This is a genomic window from Nocardia sp. NPDC004123 (genome assembly GCF_053603795.1).
In genome coordinates this window covers 230,344-248,431 of record NZ_JBSGGG010000002.1, presented here as the reverse complement: position 1 = coordinate 248,431, position 18,088 = coordinate 230,344, and the positions used below count along the sequence as shown (strand labels likewise).

Here is an 18,088-nt window from a genome sequence, read left to right as displayed (position 1 = left end):
ACTCATACGCATAGCTAACTGGGAGGGAGTTCGGCATGACTGAGTCGGGGGCGACCAGTTCTGGTGCTGGCGAGGGGGATTGGGCCTCGCTAGTTGTTGCCAGCACGTCCGGGTCTATTCGGGTGCGGGCGACCAATCAGGGGTTGCCATTGGCCGTGAAGGTCGAATCCACTGAGCTGCACCGGGATCCGGGTCAGCTCGCTGGGGAGGTCTTGCGGCTGTGCCAGAAGGCTGCGAATCGGGCTGGCCTCGCGCTGCGGAAGCAGTTGGAGGAGGCCGGGCTTGGGGCTGCCGGGCTCGCGCGGACCGGGCTGCCCACCGAGGCCGACGTTGCTCGACAAGAGATTGTCGAGGAGCAGGACTACGATACTGAGCCGCAGAGTTGGCTCAGGACGGTGTGAGAGGGGGCGCGCGTGGTTTCGTCTATGGATGAGCTGCAGGAGCAGGTTCGGCGGCAGCTGTATCGGTTTCAGGATTTGGCTGATCAGATGGCTGCGGTTCGGGGGCGGGAGACTTCCGAGGACGGGGCCGTGACGGCCGAGGTCGACGGGAACGGGGCGCTCAAGGATCTGCGGTTCACCAGCGCTGTTTCGCGGATGACGCCGGCCGAGTTCGAGCAGGCTGTGGTGTCGACTGCGGCGCAGGCTGCGCGGAAGGCGTTCGAGCGGCGGGCCGAGGTCGTCGACCGGTTCAACGAGGAGATGGCCGGCTAGGCCGGTTTGTTTACAGAACTTTGAGCCAGAGTTTGCATCTTGCGGTCTGGCACAAGAATTTTCGCACTTGTAGTCTGAGCACGATCATAGGTAGTGGGAGGGACACTCATGGCCGATCATGTGGCGGCGGAATTCGCGCCCATCTTGGCGTACGGCACTCAGAAGGCGGGCATCGCTGCGCAGGTCGCGGGGGCAGCCGGAGCCGATGTGGCTACCGCGCTCGCGCAGGCGGTGCCGGTGTTCGGGCTGATCGGGCAGGAGTTCCTGGCGGCGTTCGCTGTCGCGCAAGGTAATTACCTGTTGTCCTCAGCGGAAATCGCGGCGGTCCACGCGGACACCGCGACCACGGCGTACGCGGCTGTCGGGGCCTACGGGACCAACGAAGTCACCTCGGCGGCGAGCTTCCTATCGACGGTGCTGTGACCAACCCGTCGAATCCGACCGTGCTGGACGAGCTCCGCAGCAGTCCGATCGGTCAGTACCTCGATACTCCGGTCTCGGATGTATTGAGCAATCTGGGATTGCCTCAGCTGCCCCAACTTTCGTCGATCAGCCTGCCGGATCTGTCGGGGATACAGATGCCCACGCTGCCGACGATCGACCTGACGAGCCTGATCCAGCCGGTCGTCAGTTTGCTGCAGTCGTTCGGGACGGGGAGCCTGGGCAACAGCAGTTTCAATCCGGCGACCATTCTGACCTCGCTGATCAGTGCGCTGACTTCCGCTGTGTCGCAGAGCAAGTCGGCGACCAGCACGGTCATGAACACCTGGACCGGCGATGCCGCCAATGCCGCGGAGGACAAGAGTAAGACGGTCGAGGCCAACAGCGTCGAGGTGGCCGCGCAGGGGGCTCAGCAGCACGGGATCCTGCTGAGCGCCGAGGCCATCGTCGCTGAGGGCTATGCCGAAATTAGCGCTGTCATAGCAAAATTCGTCGCGGAGGTGACCGCGGGCATCGCGATGCTGGCGACTCCCGCCGGCATCCCGTGGTTGATCGCGACCGCGACCGACGCGATCACGGAAGGCACGGCCATCGCGGCCAAGACCAGCGCCGAGCTGGCGGGCAGCACCGCCGAGATCACCGCGGCCGGAACGAAGATCATGATCGCGGGCGCGCCGATCGCATCCAATATCGCGGATCTGGTGAACATGGTGGGCACCGCGCTGCAGCCCATGGCCAGCGTCGCGCCGACGGTCGCGGAAAAGCTGGTCGAGAAGGGTGCTTCGGTCGTCTCCACCGGCGCCAGCGACATCAGCTCGGCTCTGAGCAACAGCAATACCAATACGAACACAAACACCAATACCAATACGAACACCAAGACCAACACGCCCACGGACACCACCACCAAGACCGACGACGCCGCGAAGACCGACAGCCCGGACACCAGCAAGACCGACGGTGGCGGCGGCAGTCCGCTCAGCACCCTGTTCGGCGGCGTGCCCACCACCACGACACCGACGAACACGCCGAGCACCAGCCGGATTCCGACGGGTGAGGTCACCTCCGGCACCGGAGTTCCCAAGACCACCACCGAGGCGACCGGTCGTACCACCGCCACCACCTCGCCGGGGATGGCCTCGGGCGCTGGTGCCGCGGGGCGGGCCGGCGCGGCCGATGAAGAGTCCACCTCGGACCGCTCGGGCCTGGTCACGGGTGCGCACGGCGACGAGGTGGTCGGTGTCATCGAAGGTGTGGTTCTGCCGGTGGTCGGCGCCATCGAAGCCATCGAGGAGCCGCCGGACAAGGCGCTCACACTCTGAGATCACTGTGATGTAGGGACCGAATTGCCAGGGGTAACAGGAGGATTGGCATGAGCACCAACGCATTCGACGGTCTGCGCTTCGACGCCTCGACCGCGCGCGACGCCGCGGCCCAGCTGGACGCGCTCGCCGACCGGATCGCCAACGGACTGGGCGTCGAGCAGGTCAAGCTCGACTTCGCGCCCGCCGGAGCGGACGAGGTGTCACAGCGCGCCGCGCAGACGCTCAACTCGGTGGCCGCGTCCTTCGTGGCCTCCGGTGGTGACGGCGTCACCGAACTGCGCAATCTCGCTTCGACGCTGCGTAGTCAGTTCGACACCTTCGGGCAGGTCGAGGAGCAGTCCGTCCTCGGCTTCGCCGGCTGAGCGGAGAGACCTTCCCCGATGCTGGAACCGACGAAACCCGGCTTCACCGAGACGGTTTGGGAATCCCGGCCGCCCGAACAGCTGGCGCGCGACCTGGTGACGGGTGCCGGTGCGGTACCCGCCGCCGAGGCCGGTCTCGCGTGGACGCGATTGAGCGCGGGTTTCGCGGCTGCCGCCGTCGAATACGAGCGGATTCTCGTAATCCTTGACAGCGCTTGGGAATCCAAGAACAGCGGGCCGTTCATCGAACGCATCAAGGCGTTGCGGGACTGGCTCGGTGCGTCCGCTTCGGCCGCTGCCGGTAACGCGACGCAGGCGGAATCACACGCCGCCGCATACGAGCTCGCGAAACTGACCATGCCGGACGTCGACGAGGTCGAGAAGCTCAAAGAGCTCCAGCAGCTGATGCAGCAGCTCGGTCTGGCCGCCGGCCTGCCGCTGCTGGGCGGACTGGCGGCGACCGAGACCGACGCCGAGAAGGCGAAAGCCGAGGCTGCCCGGGTGATGCGGACGTACGAGGCCGCCACCGAATCGCTCGCCAAACCCTGGGAACACCAGGCGCCGCCACAGGTGACCGCAGGGCTGACGCCTACAGAGCAACCGGCCGAACCTGTGGAGACCCCGGAAACGCCGTCGGTCGCGCCGACCTCGCTGCCGACGCTGTCCCTCGACTCACTCAACCTGCCGCCGATGCCACTGACTCAGGTGCGCGCGACAACGGTCGAGGCCAAGGAAACGACGACGCAACGTGTGGTGACACAGCCGGTTACGGTTCAACAGGCCGGCACATCGATGGCGCCCACAGCCATGGGCAATACGGGCCAGGACAACGACGAAGAGCACATCCCGCGCGCCGGACTCGTGGGTGCGCCCACCGGCGACGCCGAACTGGGCCTCACCTCCGGTATGCAGGTCGCGCCCGCCGTGCTCGGCGGAATCGACCCGGCCGCGCAGCGCGCTCCGGTCGACATCGCATTCAACGCGGGTAGTACTGGATCTGAAAGTGCTTCCAGCGCAAAAGAGTCCGGTCAAGAGGTTGCCTCATGACGACCCTCACCAACGACGGGGTGATCGCACTCGCTGGACACCTAGGTGTGCAGACCCTACCTCTGGTGCTATCGATCGGCCCGCAGCAGGATTCGTACCAGGAATGGGAACAGGCGCAGGAGCTAGCCCGCGCCGACCTACGCGCCCGCCGCATAGTCGACGCCCACGGTGATGTCGACACCGACACCGCCACAGCCCTTTTCGTACTGGCTCAGCCCGACCGTGAACTGGCCATGCGTGTCCACACCGCCGACGGCCCCATCCGAGTCTGCGTCACCCGCCGCGCCGAAGACCATGCCGTCGCCATCCGCCGCGGCGACACGCTCGACATCCACCCCCTGTGGTCCGACGGCTCCGGCGCCTCCCTCGCCCGCCCCCTCCTCGACGCGCTCGGCCCCTGCCCGCCCGCCGACCTGGCCGCCTTCAGCGCCGAATCGGCAGACCTGGCCGAACGCCTCGACACCGCAACAACTTCCGCGGACTACGCGAGCACCGTCTACAGCCTGGGCGTTCCCGACACCGACGCCACCACCTACGGCCTCGCCCTGTCGGCCACCCATGCCTACGCCGAAATCGTGGCCTACGCCTACGCCGATGGCCTCACAGACCGATCGCCCGGAGCCGTCGCTGTCTACGACACCGCACGGGGCCGCATCGTGGCCGCACCGGGGGTCGCCCCGGACCAGCAACTCTGGTCCACGCTGACACCGGGCAGTGATCACCGTATCGCGCAGTCGATCTCGACTTTGATCGACTCGCTGCCTGGGGGGAGGTGGCTGTCGTGAGTCACCTGTGACCCACACACAGCTAGTCACCCCGAACCGGTGATGCGCAACGCATCGCCTATCCATTCCCAAGAAAAGGCAAGGTACAGACGATGGTTGCAAATGATGCGGAAATGGCCAAGGCGGCCCAGAGCCACATGGCGGACGTAGTCGCCTCGATCAAGGACATCCTCCGCAAGATCACCGACCGGGTGGACTCGTCCAAGGGCAGCTTCGCGGGTGACGCGGCCGACGCGTTCAACGCCGCCGCGGTGGCTTGGGATGACGAGTCTCAGAAGCTGAACGCGGCCATGGATGAATTCCAGGACAAGGTCGGCCAGGGCACGGACGTGTTCTCGCACACGGACATCGCCAACAAGGACGAGTTCGCGAAGGCCCTCACGAACCTCGGCTAGCCGACGCTGGCCATTTCAACTTTCGGATACTTGGAAAGGAACCCACCATGCTTTACGACAAGGCTGGAATGACCACCCTCGTGGCGGATCTTCGGCAGTTTCACAAGGACCTGGTCGCTGTTGCCGGTGACGGCACGTCGGCCATCGATACCTCCAGCGACCTGGGCCAGGCCTGCGAGCGACTGAAGCAGGCGTGGTCGAACCCGGCCAGCGGCGCGGAGAACGGCGCGCTGGAGGCGGTTGTTGCCGCGAAGTCCCACTGGGACAACGCCTACGCCGACAAGTGCCTGTCGACGCTGGATGCCGTTGCCACTGCGGTCGAGAATGCGCTGAACAACGCCCTCGCGGCGGACAGCAAGGTCGGCCAGTCCTTCGCCTAGCGAGGACGTCGGTGCCGCTCACGACAGCGCACGCCTCCGATCAGGAGGGGTGCGCTGTCGTCGGCTGACACCCAGTAATCTACGTGCCCGTAGTTCCCGGTTCGACGAAGGATTTGGTCAGTGCCAGCCCAATTGAGCACCCGTGCCCAGGTCAATGGGTACCGCTTCCTGCTGCGCCGACTCGATCACGCTTTGGTGCGCCGCGATGTTCGGATGCTGCACGACCCGATGCGGTCGCAGTTGCGATCGTTCATGGTTGGAGCGGTTCTCGCGTTGCTGGTGGTTGCGGGCGCGGCGATCATGGCGTTCATTCGTCCCCAGGGCTCCATCGGGGATGCGAACATCGTGATGGGCAAGGACAGCGGCGCACTCTATGTCGTAATGCGGGACAAAGACGACAAGAACAAGATCACCCTGTATCCGACCTTGAATCTCGCTTCGGCACGGTTGATTTCGGGAACCGGTGAAACCCCGAAGTCGGTCAAGGACAGCAAGCTCAACACGGCACCGCGTGGCCCGATCCTCGGAATTCCGGGTGTGCCCGCAGCTTTGCCGGGCACGGAACAGGGCGAAAGGTCCCAGTGGACGTTGTGTGACAGGGTGCCACTATCAGCCTCAGGTGGGGCAGCCTCCTCCTCCGGTGCGGAGACCGCGGTTATCTCCGGAAGCCTCGAGCTCAGTGATCGGATCAAGGTCGCCGATTCGAGCACGGCTGTCTGGGCGAGCAAGGGTGGCAAGGACTATCTGGTCTACGACGGTAAGGTCGCGGAATTCGATCGGAACAAGGATTCGATCGCGCAAGCACTAGGCTTGAGCGGCAAGCGGCCTCGGCCCGCGACGACCGATCTGATCGGTGCGGCCGTCAAGGTTCCTCCGCTGGTCCCGCCCACCATTCCTCGCACCGGCGAGAACGGTGTGGGCAAACTGAGCACTGTGCCGGTCGGCGGCATCATCAAGGTCGCGGCTCTGGATGGTTCTGACCGATCCGACCTCTATGTTGTGCTCGCGGACGGTGTTCAGCGCATCTCCACGTTCACCGCGCAGGTCATCGGCTCCGACAACTCACAGGGCATGAACGGCTTCAAGTCCGTGACACCCGATGTAATCAGCGGAATCCCGGTCGTGCATTCGCTGCCGGTCGACGACTTCCCCAGCTCCACGCCGAAGATCGTTACCGCGGAGGACAACCCGGTAGCCTGCGTCACCTGGGCGAAGAAGAGCGGCCTCGGCAAGGAACAGGCGGATGCTACCGAAGGACCTTCGGACCGAGCGACCGTCCAATTGCTCCTCGGCACCCGTCTTCCGCTCCCCGATTCGCAGAAGCCGGTCGAGCTGGCCACCAAGGATGGAGCTAACGGCGATCGTGTCGATGCCGTCTACGTGCCGCCGACCACCGGTGAGTTCGTTCGTACCACGGGTATCGAACCGGGCAGCCAGCGGCGCGAAAATCTGTTCTACGTGGCTGACAATGGAATCCGCTACGGCATCCCGGATCTGGCGACCGCGCAGATCCTCGGACTCGGCAGCACGCCGCATTTGGCCCCGTGGGAGATCATCGGCCAGCTGGTCCCCGGTCCCACCCTGGCCAAGCAGGATGCGCTGAAGAGTTGGGACACGCTGCCGACCCAGTAGTCACGGTTCGGCAGCAGCGGGCGACACCGAATTACCTGACGTTCTTGCGCAAGATCGGCAGCAGCTTGTCGAGGAGGACCTGTTCGGAGTTGTCCGACCATTGACGAATCGCGGCAACTGCGGACGGGTCGTCGAGGACGATGACGGAAGCCTTGCTACCCGTGACCGCCGAGGGCAGGTTCACCAACCCGCCGCCGCCGGCATCGGTATCGCTGCGGACGGCGACGAGATAGCCGGAATTGATGGGCTGCATCGCGTCGAACTGCGTACTCGACCCCGATGTGATCGGCCGGGGGTTCGGCTCATCGCCGCTGCGAAGAAAGTTGGGGTTGTAATTGAAGCCCAAATCCTCGAGGAACTTCGATTGAGGTCCGGGCTTCAACTGGACATCCATGGTCGCTGAGTGGCCGCTGACGCCTGAAATATCCAGCACAACAATGGTTTTCCCGTTGAATGATGGATTCTGCGCGCGAGCATCGGCTATCGGGCTTCCGGGCGCTGATGCAGTGGAATCGTGCTGCGTAGCCCAGACGCCCACCCCCGCCGCCACTGCGATGACGGTGGCGGCGGCGACTCCGCCTATGAGCCAGGGCCGTTTACGGGCCGTGGATCTCAGGGCGACCTCGGATACTGACGACGGAGGTTCACTGGGCACGGTGGACCGACTGTGAGGCACAGTCGTCATGGACAGGCCGGAAACTCCGTACTCGAGAGCGGATTTCAGGGCAGTCGTGAATTCGTGGCAGGTATCGAATCGTTCGGTGGGGTCCTTTGCCATCGCGACCGCGATCACTTCGTCCACAGCTGCGGGAAGAGTGGGATCGACCGCGCTGATCCGCGGCGGCGCCTCGTTGAGGTGACCCATCATGACCACGGCCGGTTGCGTTCCCGGGTAGGGATTCTGGCCTGTCAACAGTCGGAAGAACGAACAGGCCAGGCTGTAGATGTCGGCACGATGATCGAGTCGGTGCCCGCTGAGCTGCTCGGGTGAGGCATAGGCGATCGTGGCCACGAAGGCACCGGCCTGGGTGAGTTCGTTGGTGTCCTCGGTGGACTTGGCGACGCCGAAGTCGGTGAGCAGCACCCTTTCTTCACCGTTGTCGCCCATCGACAACAGGAAATTGGCGGGCTTCACGTCCCGGTGCAGCAGGCCTCGGCGATGTGCGTGATCGAGGCCACGCCCCACCTCCGTAGCAATATGCAACGCGCGCCAAGGCGTGATCGACTGCGGATTCCTTTCGGCAGCGGCCGCCGCATCGATGCCGTCGACATACTGCATCGCGATCCAGAGCTGACCGTTGTCCTCGCCGCGGTTGTAGATCGAGACGATATTGGGGTGATCCAGGGCCGCGGCGAGATTTGCTTCACGTTCGAACCGTGCCCGGTACTCCGGATCCGCGCTGAACTGCGGACTGAGGACCTTCAGCGCGTCCCAGCGCGGCAGTTCCGGATGCTTGGCCAGATATACCGTGCCCATGCCTCCCGCGCCGAGGACGCGCTCGATGCAGTAGCCGCGGATGATGGTGCCCGGTCCGATGTTCATCCCAATTCCTCACATGTACTGAGCGTTTGCCAGCAGGGCGTACTGTGCTGCAGCCCGCTGCTGCACGTCGACCAATTGGGGTCCGGCCACGCGGGCGACGTAGCGGTCGTAGTGCAGGGTGCAGACGTAGGCGGTGCTGGTTCCCGCGACGCTGGAGGCCCACCATGAAGCGCCGGATTCGTCTCCGGGTTTCGCGGTGCAGGAGACGTCGGGCACCTTGGCGGGTGCTTCGGCGTTTGCACCTGCCGCACCGTTGATTCCGGACCACAGCTTGGCAGCGGACTCGGCATCACGAGCGCGGAATAGCAAGCCACCGCTACTCGCGGTCGATATGCGGTCGACGCCGTTGTCGTCGAGCAGTTGTTTCCAGGCCACCTGGTCGTCGGCGTAGTGGAGATAGCCTCGCGGGGTATGGGTCGCTTCGTCGATAGGGTGGGGGTTGAGCCATCCCTTGGGATGCAGCGTCCGGCGTTGCATGGCGTCAGGGTCGTAGTCGAGTCGGAATATCTCATGTGGCGACAGTGCGGGTGCCTTTTCGAGCAGTGACAGCTGCGCCGCGAAGATCTGCTCGGCCAGTCCACGAAGCGCATCGAGATCAGGCTTGGGCTGTGCCACATAGACATTCACGACGTACTGCCCGTACGCCATCGTGGCAGCCATCGAAGAGACACCGGGTCGCCAATGGGCCTTCGCGTTGGGCTGTTTGGCGAGCGTGACACGAACGTTCTGATCTGCCGCGACCGCGAAGTCGGCGGCTTCCATTTGATCGGCTGCGGCCTGTGCACGTTGCTGGTCCGGGAACTGCAGCACAGTGACATTGAAGGCGGTTGCTTCCGGATCACCCGCGGCACCGTTGAATGGATTGAAATTGCCCGAATGATCGCGCAGGCGTGATGCGGACAGCTCGCGGGTGCTCGCGGCTGCCGAAAAGCCGAAAATGAAGCCGTTGCTTTCCAATACGGGCTGCACCGCACCGGCCAGCACCGAATTCAGTGTCGCATTGGTCGAGTCCAATGACAGCGCCAGAACGTTGTGGCTGAACTTCGCGTCGACGTCGGCGCCGATCACGACATTGTCAGCCAGCCGTGCCAGGGCGATCTTCTTCCCGCTGGCACCACTGTGCTGATAAGACATGCGGACATCGAGTGGGTCGGTCGGATAGTTGCCGACAGCCAGTTGTCTTACATCGACCTCGCCTGCGGTCGGGCTCCCGGATGTCTGGCTCCCGCATCCAGAGAGTGATGACACGCCCAGAAGGACGGCGATCGTTCCGACGACTGCTCTACCAGCGAAACGGTGAGCGACAAGTCTCTTCACAAGCCCCCCTATTTGTTGTTCGCCAGGATCGCGTACTGCGCGGAAATCCGTTGGTACACATCCTGTTGTTGCTGAGACCAGACCGTTGCGGCATACCGCCCGTATGTCACGTAGCAAGTGAATGGCGCCGCGTTGTCGTCGGGGCCGTGATACTTCACGCAGCGTGCAGCAGGGAGCCCGGTCGGCGGCTCTATCCGATGCTTGAACCGGGAAGTGGATGTGGTATCGAGAAAGGTCTCGGCCGAGGCCGCGTCCCTGGTGCGAACCAGGATTCCCGCACCGTAACCAGCGCGATCCATCCCGGTCTTCTCGAATAGTGCCTTGTACACGGCCGTATCGCCCACAATGTGGAGCGTGCCGTGCTGGTCGAGCGTCCCGGTAAACGCATCAGCCGTCTGATCGCCTGCCGGTCGTGGCAGGCTCAGTCTGAGCATGCCGTCGGGGTCGGGTGGAAGCTCGGCGAGTTTGTCCGGCGGTGTCGGCTGGAAGCTCTTCAACCGGTCAGTGGTGACCTCGATGGCCTTGTCGGCAACCGCAAGTGGTGCGGGTTCGGGCGCGACGTGGAGATCGTTCTGGACGACGGCGTTCTCGATCTCATTGATCATGGTGAAGACGACGAATCTCCCAGTGGGATACCAGGAGGCCAGCCGCTGTTCGGCAGGAGCCCAGATCATTTGGGCGGTTGGATGGTGGCTCGACTGCACAGGATCAGCCGTAGTGTTCGGCAACTCCAGCGTCATGCCGCTCCGTGCGAGGGCGGTCGCCGCGGCTGCGGCGGCACTGTCACTGTCGAAGATCATGACGGCATTTGTCAGCGTATATCCGACGAAGACATCTTCTGAAGGACGTCCGCTGGTAGCGAAGCCGGCAACGAATCCCGGTGTGTCATCTACGAAATGATCGACATTGAGATAGCCGCCGAACGAGTTCGGTCCGGTGAATACGTTTGCACCGGACCCGTTGTGGGTAAGGGCCGGATCAATCTCAGAGGCGAGAGGAAGAAGGTTGCCGAGCCGTACAGCCTCGAGGATGCGGGCTCGCTTGGCGGGATCCGAGGTGGTCGGGTCCTGCGGTTTCGTCGGGTAGCTGCCGGTGTCGAGCTTGGTCAGATCGGCCGTCTTCTCCTCGGCCGCATGTGATTTCGAACCGCATCCGGCGCTCACCAATACTGAAACCGCGAGCAGTGCCGTCGCTGCCGCGCGCACCCCGATGTGGGCCGACTGTAGTCGGCCATAGCCATGACGCATGTCAAGTATTCCCCCCGCCGAAACGGAATAGCCAGTGTCACCTTGCTTCTGGTGTGCAGAGTGTACTGGGAGGTATGGATGTGCGGGGCACCCCGTCAATTGGCTGGGTGGCATCTCACAGGTACTGACTGTTCGCGAGCACCGCGTACTGTGCTGCCGCCTTCTGCTGGGCGTCGATCAGCTGGTTGCTCGCGACGCGGGCGACGTAGCGGTCGTAGCGCACGGTGCAGATGTATTTGTCGTTGACGTTCCAGGCGTCGTAGTCCTTGTTGGAGTTGTTTGCGGCGGCGTCGTGGTTGTCGGCGCAGGCGACGTCGGGGACCTTGGCGGGGGCCTCGGCGGGGGTGGGGGTGAGGGCGGTGATGGCGGTCCACAGGGCGGCGGCGGACTTGGGGTCGCGGGCGCGGAAGAGGAGGCTGCCCTTGTCGGTCTCCGAGACGCGGTCGACGCCGTTGTTGTCCAGCAAGGGTTTCCAGGTTGTCTGGTCGTCGACGTAGTGCAGGTAGCCGCGGGCGGTGTGGGTGATCTCGGTGTCCGGGTTGGGGTTGATCAACGAGCTGGGGTGCAGGGTGCGGCGGAGCATGTCGTCGGGGTCGTAATCCAGGCGGTAGATGTCCTTGGCCGACAGTGCGGGCGCGCGGTCGAGCATGGGCAGTTGGGCGGCGAGGATCTTGCCGGCGAGGCCGCGCAGGCCGTCGAGGTCGGCGGTGGGTTGTTGGACGAAAAGGTCGACCACGTACGAGCCGTCGGTCAAGACGGCCGCCAGCGATGGGACGCCGGGCCGCCAATGGGCGATGGCGGCGGGGTTCCCGGTGAGGGTGACGTGGACGTTCTGGTCGGGGGCCACGTTGAAGTCGGCGGCCTCCATGTCCCGTCCGGCCGTCTGGGCGCTCTGCTGGTCGGGGAACTGGATCACGGTCAGGTTGAACGAACTGGCGGTGGGATCGACGTCCGCGCCGCCGAAGGGCTGGAAGTTCCCGGAGAGGCTGAAACCGCTGGACTTGCCCAGCGGTTTGGTGCTGGAGGCGGTGGAGTAGCCGTAGACCATGTTACTGGCGTCCAGCACCGTTCGAACCGGGTCGGCCAGTATGGCATAGGTACTGGATGCCGAGGTGAGCGACTTGGACAACAGATTGTGGCTGAACGACGGGTCGACGTCCGCTCCGATGACCATGTTGTCGGCGAGGCGCGCGATGGCCATCGCATATCCCTCGCCGCTGCTGTGGCGGTAGGTCATCCGTACGTCGAGCGGGTCGGTCGGGTAGTTGCCGACCGGGAGTTGCCGGACATCGACCTCCGCGGCGGCCGCGGTACCGGACACCTCGCTGGCGCATCCGGCCAGGGCGGGCGCGGTCACGGCGGCCGCGACGACGAAGGACACCGCACCGAGAACTGTTCTGCCGCAACCGCGGCGCGCACCGAGACGCTTCACGATTCCCCCTAGTTCCCGTTGGCGAGGATGGCGTACTGCGCGGAGATGCGCTGGAAGACGTCCTGCTGCTGCTGAGACCACACCGTCGCCACGAAACGTCCATAGACGACCGAGCAGGTGAACGGGAACGCATGAACATCGGGGCCGTGGTACTTCACGCAGAACGCGCTCGGCAGCCCGGGCGGCGATTCGATCCGGTGGAGGAACTTGTCCACATTGGACTTCACGAAGTCCGTCGCCGCGTTCGCGTCCCGGGTCCGGTACAGAGCTCCTGCGCCGTAGGCGACCGCGTCCACCCCGGCCTTGTCGTACAACGAGCGGGCAAGCACCACATCCGATTCGGTGTGCAGGGCTCCGTGCCGGTCGAGCACGCCGTCGAACGCGTGCGCTGTCTGGTCCCCGGCCGGGCGCGGCAGGGTGAGGCGCAGCAGGCCCTGCGGATCGACCGGCAACGAGTCGACCTGGTCCGGCGCGGTGGGCTGGAACGATTTCAGCTTGTCGGCGGTGACGTCGATCGTCTTGTCGGACTTCGCGATCAGATCGGGGAGATCCGAGATCTTCGCGTAGAAGTTCTCGGCGTTGTTGACCAGCGTGAGGATGAGGTACTTCCCGGTCGGGTAGAACGTCGCGAGGTACTGGTCGTCGGGCAGCCACGAGAGGTGCGCGGCGGGATGCGCGGGCGACTGCGCGGGCTCACCCGTCCCGAAGCCGACGTCCAGGAAACCGTTGGCACCCTCGGCCGCCGCGGCCGCGGCGGCGTCGCCGTCGTTGTCGAAGACCATGACGACATCGGTGAGCCGGTACCCGAGGGATTCGTCCGCGTCCGTGCGTGCGGCCGTCGCGAAACCCGCCACGAATCCGGCCGGATCATTGGTGAAGGCCGCCTCATTGAGCCAACCGAACGCCGAATGGCCGCCCTTCATCTCGGGACGAAGCACTTCGGAGATATGGGCGAAGGGGTGTACACCACCATCGTCGTGGGTCAGCGCGGGATCGATTTCCATCGGCAGCGGCATGGTGTTCCCGAGCCGCAGCGCCTCCGTGATGCGCCCGCTCGCGTCGGTGGCGGTGACCGGCGTCGGCGCGGTCGCGTAGCTGCCGGTGTCGAGTTTGCTCAGATCTACCGAATTCACCTCGGCCGCACGGGAATCGGCCCCGCAGCCGGTACTCGTCAAAGCTGCGATCAGTAAGAACGCTGCCGCCGCCGCGCGCGGCCGGACGCGGACCGACCGAGGTCGGTTGAAACCGTGACGCATGTAGAACTTCCCCCGAAACGAATGACCAGCCATACCTGAGCTGCTCGCCTGCAAAGCATACTGTCAGGTTCGAGCAGCGGCACACCTTGGGAATCCACTGGGGGACTTGGCGTCTCAGCGCCGGGCCGTGGCCCCGCTGAGGTAATGCTGTTCCGCCGGCGTGGTGACCATTTGCGCGGTGGTCATGGTGGCGGGGGTGTGCACCGAGATGGTGTGCGGGGCGTCCGGGTGCTGGACGATCGTCACGTCGGCGTCGGGTTGGTAATCGGCGGAGATGGATTCGTGGATCGTGACCACCGTGGCCGAGCCCGGGGGAGCGCTGGCCGGGACGCCGTCGAAGACGATGACCGTGGCGGCCGGGCTGGGGAGGCGGCCGGTGACGGCCGTGCCGCGGGAGCTGTGGGTTACCGAGGAGGCCAGGGAGAGGGCGTGGGGGGCGGCGACATTCGTCACCATGCCCTGCCAGGCGCCGGGCCGGGCGGTGTGGACCACCGCGCCGGCGCCGAGAGCGATGGCCCGGAGGATGACCTGCTGGGCCAGTTGGAGGCTGGCGATGATGTCGATGCGGCGGGAGCCGTCGCCGATGAGGGGGACCGCGATGCCGCTGCCGGTGGCGTCTGCGCCGATGAGCTGGCCGCAGCCCGCTGTCGGCATGGTGATGTCGGTGAGGACGTCCACGGGGCCGCGGTAGCCGCTGGGGCGAATCTCCTGGGTGCCGTAGGCGAGGATGTCCATGAGCGCCCACATTTGGCGGCGGGGTAGTTCCTTCAGGCCCGCCACCGGGGGTTCGCCGTGCTCGTAAGGGGTGTCGTAGCGGACTCGGGCGTCCACCTCGATGATGCTCGCGGGCTGGCCGGGCTTCGCGCCCGGCTCGGGGACCGGTTGCAGGCGGACGGTCACCGTGGTGGCGAGGCTGCGGACCGCCCAGATCTTGGCCAGGCCATCGGAATTGAACAGCTGCGGATCGATCTGGTAGCTCGTCAGGTGAACCCCGTTGTGCTCCAGGTTGTCCGGGTGCTCGGTAAATTCGCCGACGGGAATACCGCGGGTGAGCTCACGTACCGCGGTCGTCATCTCCGAAGTCGTCAGTACCGACGCCGTAATGCCGTGCCCGGCAAGGCGATTCGCGACCCTACGGGTGGCGACCAGGGCCGAGCGCAAGGCGCCCTCCGGACCGCCGCCGCGATTGTCGACGGCCTTGGCGTTGTCGAGCGGATTCAGGCGCAGCACCAGCCACATGGTGCGGTGTGCGATGGCGGGCAGCGGGCCCAGGATCTCGTCGTAGAGGCGGCCCAGCGGTGCGATGCTGGCCGCGTAGCCGGAGATCACCGCCTCGGTGCTGGCGGTGCGGGTGCCGGTGCTGATGACATCGACCGAATGCAGCTCGACATCGTATTGCCGCAGGCAGGCCGCGATCTCGTCGAGCGGCAACAGCTGATCGGTACTCAGTGAACCGCGCCGCAGCAAGGTCAGCGTGTCCGGCGGCGGATCGATGCGCAGCATGGTGGTCAACAGCGTGCCGTCCCAGCGCAATCCGCAGCTGCCGCCATCGGGCAGCGGAACGTCGACCAGGGCGTTCTCGTCGAGACTCGCGCGGCGCGCCTGCTTCCAGCGATACCCGACCCACCGCCCCAGCCGCAGCCCGATCGGCGTGCCGGCCACCGGGACCAGCCCGATGAGCGCGGGCACCAGCCCGGCCACCAGCGCCGCCCACCAGGGCGCGTGCAGCGCCACCACGACCAGCGAGACCGCGACGCCGATCAAGGCCACCGGAATCACCAGTCGCAACGGCAGATTCCGCAGCAGCCACAGATCCTCCGACCGCAGCTCCGCCGCAACGGCATTCGCCCCGGGCCGGTTCGCTGCGGACTGCGAGTGCTGCCCCTGAGACTCCACGGGCTCTGGTGCGGACTGCGCCGCCGGGGGACGCGGTTGCGGCGGCGCCGGTCGCGGCGGCGCGGCTACGGGCGAGCCGCCGTGCGAGAACTCGTCGAACCCGCCACGCCCGAAATCGCCGTCCCCGCTGCGTGAATGGCCGCTCGCCGCACCGGTCGGCGCGAAGTTGCCGGGTCCGCCGGGCCCGAAGCCCGGCTCGCCCTGTCCGTATTCTCGTGGCCCGCCCGGGCCGTAGCCGCCCGGACCACCCTGCGGGTAACCGCTCGGCGGCCTGCCGTGCCGCCCGTCTCCGGGGTAGCCCCCGTCCCCGACTGGGTTCCCACCATTTCCGCCCGGCTGATAGCCGCCCGCTCCCCGCGGAAAGTCGTTCACAGTTCAGTTGCCCCTCAGTCGGCGGCCGACGACAGGTTGAGTGACGTGAGCAAGGTGCTCAGCGCGGCCTTCATGTCGGGGCCCTCGATCCGCATGAGCACCGATTCGTCGATGGCGCTCAGATCGATGGATTCGTCATTGGCCAGGCGGAATTCGCGTTCCTCCTCGGCGGCCTCGATCAGGTTGCGGATGAAACGGCCGTTGCCGGCCACGTCGACACCGCGGCGCGGTTGCCCGCTCTGGTCGGTGCTCTCCATGGTGTAGAGCTTCTCGCAGGTCGTGACCAAGGCGCGCAATGCGTCCTCGGACAGCTCCGAATCCCGCTTGGACGCGACGACCTCGCCGATCCGGCCGAGCTCTTCCGCGGTGTAGGACGGGAACTGGAGCCGCTTGGCGAAGCGGGAGGCCAGACCGTCGTTGGCGGCCAGGAAGCGGTCGATCTCGCCGTCGTATCCGGCGATGATCACCACCAGGCGGTCGCGGTCGTTCTCCATGCGGGCCAGCAGCGTGTCGACGGCCTCGCGACCGAACGCGTCACCACCCGAAAGACCCTGCTGGATAAGGGTGTACGCCTCGTCGATGAACAGCACGCCGTCCATGGCGGTGTCGATCAGCGCGTCGGTCTTGATGGCGGTGGAACCCAGGTGCTGGCCGACGAAGTCGGAGCGCTTGGTCTCGACGACCTTGTCGGTCTTGAGAATGCCCAGGCCGCAATAGATCTTGGCGACCACGCGCGCGATGGTGGTCTTACCGGTTCCGGGCGGGCCGGTGAACGCGAGGTGCTGACCGCGCGCCGAGCTCGAAAGTCCCTTCTCCGCACGAATCTTCGCGAGCTGCGCGCTCGACTGCAGCTTGGCCACCTGCGTCTTCACCGCGGCCAGGCCGATCTGCTTGTCCAGCTCGGCGCGCGCCTGCGCCAGGATCTCCTTGGCCCGGTCCTCGTGCTCGGCGGCCTGCTTCTCCTCCAGCGAGGGCGCCGAGGCCGGATCCCAACGGTCGGTGCGGGCCTCGATCACCTCCCGGGTAGTGAGCGTGATGCGGTAGGTGCGGTCGCGCATGGCCGCGGTATTGGCGTCGAAATCCGGTGCCTGCGAATACACCTTCTCGAACAGCGCCTGGGCCTCTTCGGCCTGGCCGTTCTCGCGCAGGCACAGGCCGCGGCAGAACATGGCCGCGGTGCGGGCCGCCGGAATCGGGCCTGCCTCGGCGGCCTCCATGCGGCGGATCGCCTCACCGAACAGACCCAGCTGCGCACAGGCCGTACCGACCATTACGTGCGCGCCCGCGGCCAGGTACGGGTCCTCCCAGCCGTCGGATCCGTTCAGCACGGACATGACGTCCGGCCAGCGCTGGGTGTTGTAGTGCAGGATGCCGCGCACGTATTTGGCTATGCGGCCGTCGATTTCGAAGTCGGGCTCGCCCGCCCGCGCGCGGCGGTGCTTGTCGAGCTCATCGAGCACCTGCAGCGCCTCGTCGTAGGACTTCTCGGCGATCAGGTGCGCGGCCCACGCCAGCTGGATCTCGGTGAAACTGGACAGCGGGTAATCGATGTAGAGCCCGGGCAGAAAACGTCCAGCAAGCACGCGCGGCGCCAGCCCCAACCGGCGCTGTTCCCGTCCCAGCGACACAGTGCTGCACTTGTAGAGGTTGCTCAGAACATCTTTGGTGACATCCCCGGCGGCGGCCCGGCCCAGCCAGGCGTCGGCCATGGTGGGGTCCCATTCGGTCGCGCGCTGGAAGGCGAGTTTGGCGTAGTCGAGGTCCCGGTTCGATTCCTGGCCCTCGATGCTCAACCCCAGTGACAGCACTCCCGCATCGAAGGCGCGTTGGGCCTGGCGAGTGTCGATCATCCTAGTCGAACCCCGAATTCGTCGAACCTGGTTGGTCTTTCGTTCACAATCCCCACCCACACCGTGCGAATCGCACGGCTGCGGACAGTCGGATACAT

At 65.6% G+C, this 18,088-nt stretch carries 17 protein-coding genes; 10 read left to right on the top strand and 7 right to left on the bottom strand.

Translation table 11 applies throughout. The features are described from left to right. Positions 1–155 precede the first annotated feature (155 nt). The 10 genes from ACWEQQ_RS03560 (at position 156) to eccB (ending at position 7,077) form a co-directional block, all read left to right on the top strand. Positions 156–401 carry a hypothetical protein gene (locus ACWEQQ_RS03560; RefSeq protein WP_452346995.1) on the top strand — a complete coding sequence of 82 codons (246 nt, stop codon included), beginning with the start codon at positions 156–158 and terminating at the stop codon, positions 399–401. A 24-nt stretch (positions 402–425) separates the two neighbouring features. Continuing rightward, entirely contained in the window at positions 426–713 is a 288-nt protein-coding gene (locus ACWEQQ_RS03555) for a YbaB/EbfC family nucleoid-associated protein (RefSeq protein ID WP_379381666.1), read from the top strand. Between the two features lie 108 nt (positions 714–821). Continuing rightward, the gene (locus ACWEQQ_RS03550; RefSeq protein ID WP_364605502.1) at positions 822–1,136 is read left to right on the top strand and encodes a hypothetical protein; all 315 of its coding nucleotides are present in this window, start codon (positions 822–824) and stop codon (positions 1,134–1,136) included. Beyond that, positions 1,133–2,473: a hypothetical protein gene (locus tag ACWEQQ_RS03545; RefSeq protein WP_452346994.1), complete on the top strand. Its 1,341-nt coding sequence runs from the start codon at positions 1,133–1,135 to the stop codon at positions 2,471–2,473. Before ACWEQQ_RS03550 ends, ACWEQQ_RS03545 begins: the two co-directional genes overlap by 4 nt. A 50-nt stretch (positions 2,474–2,523) precedes the next feature. Beyond that, positions 2,524–2,838, top strand: coding sequence for a PE family protein (locus tag ACWEQQ_RS03540; protein ID WP_452346993.1), 315 nt, complete (start codon positions 2,524–2,526; stop codon positions 2,836–2,838). A gap of 18 nt (positions 2,839–2,856) precedes the next feature. Further along, a complete protein-coding gene (locus tag ACWEQQ_RS03535) occupies positions 2,857–3,885 on the top strand; it encodes a PPE domain-containing protein (protein ID WP_452346992.1) in 1,029 nt (342 codons plus the stop codon). Beyond that, positions 3,882–4,670, top strand: a complete 789-nt coding sequence (locus ACWEQQ_RS03530; protein WP_452346991.1) for an ESX secretion-associated protein EspG — start codon at positions 3,882–3,884, stop codon at positions 4,668–4,670. The genes ACWEQQ_RS03535 and ACWEQQ_RS03530 overlap by 4 nt, the downstream gene beginning before the upstream one ends. Positions 4,671–4,762: 92 nt before the next feature. Further along, on the top strand, positions 4,763–5,065 hold the full coding sequence (locus tag ACWEQQ_RS03525; protein ID WP_452338363.1) for a WXG100 family type VII secretion target: 303 nt from the start codon (positions 4,763–4,765) through the stop codon (positions 5,063–5,065). Between the two features lie 47 nt (positions 5,066–5,112). Further along, the gene (locus tag ACWEQQ_RS03520; protein ID WP_379381678.1) at positions 5,113–5,445 is read left to right on the top strand and encodes a hypothetical protein; all 333 of its coding nucleotides are present in this window, start codon (positions 5,113–5,115) and stop codon (positions 5,443–5,445) included. A gap of 132 nt (positions 5,446–5,577) precedes the next feature. Beyond that, on the top strand, positions 5,578–7,077 hold the full coding sequence (gene eccB / locus ACWEQQ_RS03515; RefSeq protein ID WP_452346990.1) for a type VII secretion protein EccB: 1,500 nt from the start codon (positions 5,578–5,580) through the stop codon (positions 7,075–7,077). A gap of 31 nt (positions 7,078–7,108) precedes the next feature. On the opposite strand, the gene ACWEQQ_RS03510 is transcribed toward eccB, so the two are convergent. From ACWEQQ_RS03510 to eccA, 7 genes are all read right to left on the bottom strand, one after another. Beyond that, positions 7,109–8,620 (bottom strand): serine/threonine-protein kinase, encoded by a 1,512-nt coding sequence (locus ACWEQQ_RS03510; RefSeq protein WP_452346989.1) that lies wholly within the window; start codon positions 8,618–8,620, stop codon positions 7,109–7,111. A gap of 9 nt (positions 8,621–8,629) precedes the next feature. Further along, positions 8,630–9,754 carry a DUF7373 family lipoprotein gene (locus ACWEQQ_RS03505; RefSeq protein WP_452346988.1) on the bottom strand — a complete coding sequence of 375 codons (1,125 nt, stop codon included), beginning with the start codon at positions 9,752–9,754 and terminating at the stop codon, positions 8,630–8,632. Positions 9,755–9,945: 191 nt separating this feature from the next. Then, positions 9,946–11,184 carry a DUF7373 family lipoprotein gene (locus ACWEQQ_RS03500; RefSeq protein ID WP_452346987.1) on the bottom strand — a complete coding sequence of 413 codons (1,239 nt, stop codon included), beginning with the start codon at positions 11,182–11,184 and terminating at the stop codon, positions 9,946–9,948. A gap of 115 nt (positions 11,185–11,299) precedes the next feature. After that, positions 11,300–12,616 carry a DUF7373 family lipoprotein gene (locus tag ACWEQQ_RS03495; protein ID WP_452346986.1) on the bottom strand — a complete coding sequence of 439 codons (1,317 nt, stop codon included), beginning with the start codon at positions 12,614–12,616 and terminating at the stop codon, positions 11,300–11,302. Positions 12,617–12,624: 8 nt separating this feature from the next. Then, on the bottom strand, positions 12,625–13,791 hold the full coding sequence (locus tag ACWEQQ_RS03490; protein ID WP_452346985.1) for a DUF7373 family lipoprotein: 1,167 nt from the start codon (positions 13,789–13,791) through the stop codon (positions 12,625–12,627). A gap of 195 nt (positions 13,792–13,986) precedes the next feature. Continuing rightward, positions 13,987–16,140: a type VII secretion protein EccE gene (gene eccE / locus ACWEQQ_RS03485; protein WP_452346984.1), complete on the bottom strand. Its 2,154-nt coding sequence runs from the start codon at positions 16,138–16,140 to the stop codon at positions 13,987–13,989. A 14-nt stretch (positions 16,141–16,154) separates the two neighbouring features. Further along, positions 16,155–17,990, bottom strand: a complete 1,836-nt coding sequence (gene eccA / locus ACWEQQ_RS03480) for a type VII secretion AAA-ATPase EccA (protein ID WP_452338371.1) — start codon at positions 17,988–17,990, stop codon at positions 16,155–16,157. Between the last annotated feature and the right edge of the window lie 98 nt (positions 17,991–18,088).

Bases quoted from the DNA above. Each gene is read 5' to 3' on its own strand.
- ACWEQQ_RS03525 (WP_452338363.1), top strand. From the start codon at position 4,763: ATGGTTGCAAATGATGCGGAAATGGCCAAGGCGGCCCAGAGCCACATG.
- ACWEQQ_RS03520 (WP_379381678.1), top strand. From the start codon at position 5,113: ATGCTTTACGACAAGGCTGGAATGACCACCCTCGTGGCGGATCTTCGG.
- ACWEQQ_RS03510 (WP_452346989.1), bottom strand. From the start codon at position 8,620: ATGAACATCGGACCGGGCACCATCATCCGCGGCTACTGCATCGAGCGC.
- ACWEQQ_RS03540 (WP_452346993.1), top strand. From the start codon at position 2,524: ATGAGCACCAACGCATTCGACGGTCTGCGCTTCGACGCCTCGACCGCG.
- ACWEQQ_RS03550 (WP_364605502.1), top strand. From the start codon at position 822: ATGGCCGATCATGTGGCGGCGGAATTCGCGCCCATCTTGGCGTACGGC.
- ACWEQQ_RS03535 (WP_452346992.1), top strand. From the start codon at position 2,857: ATGCTGGAACCGACGAAACCCGGCTTCACCGAGACGGTTTGGGAATCC.
- ACWEQQ_RS03505 (WP_452346988.1), bottom strand. From the start codon at position 9,754: ATGTCTTATCAGCACAGTGGTGCCAGCGGGAAGAAGATCGCCCTGGCA.
- ACWEQQ_RS03530 (WP_452346991.1), top strand. From the start codon at position 3,882: ATGACGACCCTCACCAACGACGGGGTGATCGCACTCGCTGGACACCTA.
- ACWEQQ_RS03555 (WP_379381666.1), top strand. From the start codon at position 426: ATGGATGAGCTGCAGGAGCAGGTTCGGCGGCAGCTGTATCGGTTTCAG.
- ACWEQQ_RS03500 (WP_452346987.1), bottom strand. From the start codon at position 11,184: ATGCGTCATGGCTATGGCCGACTACAGTCGGCCCACATCGGGGTGCGC.
- eccA (WP_452338371.1), bottom strand. From the start codon at position 17,990: ATGATCGACACTCGCCAGGCCCAACGCGCCTTCGATGCGGGAGTGCTG.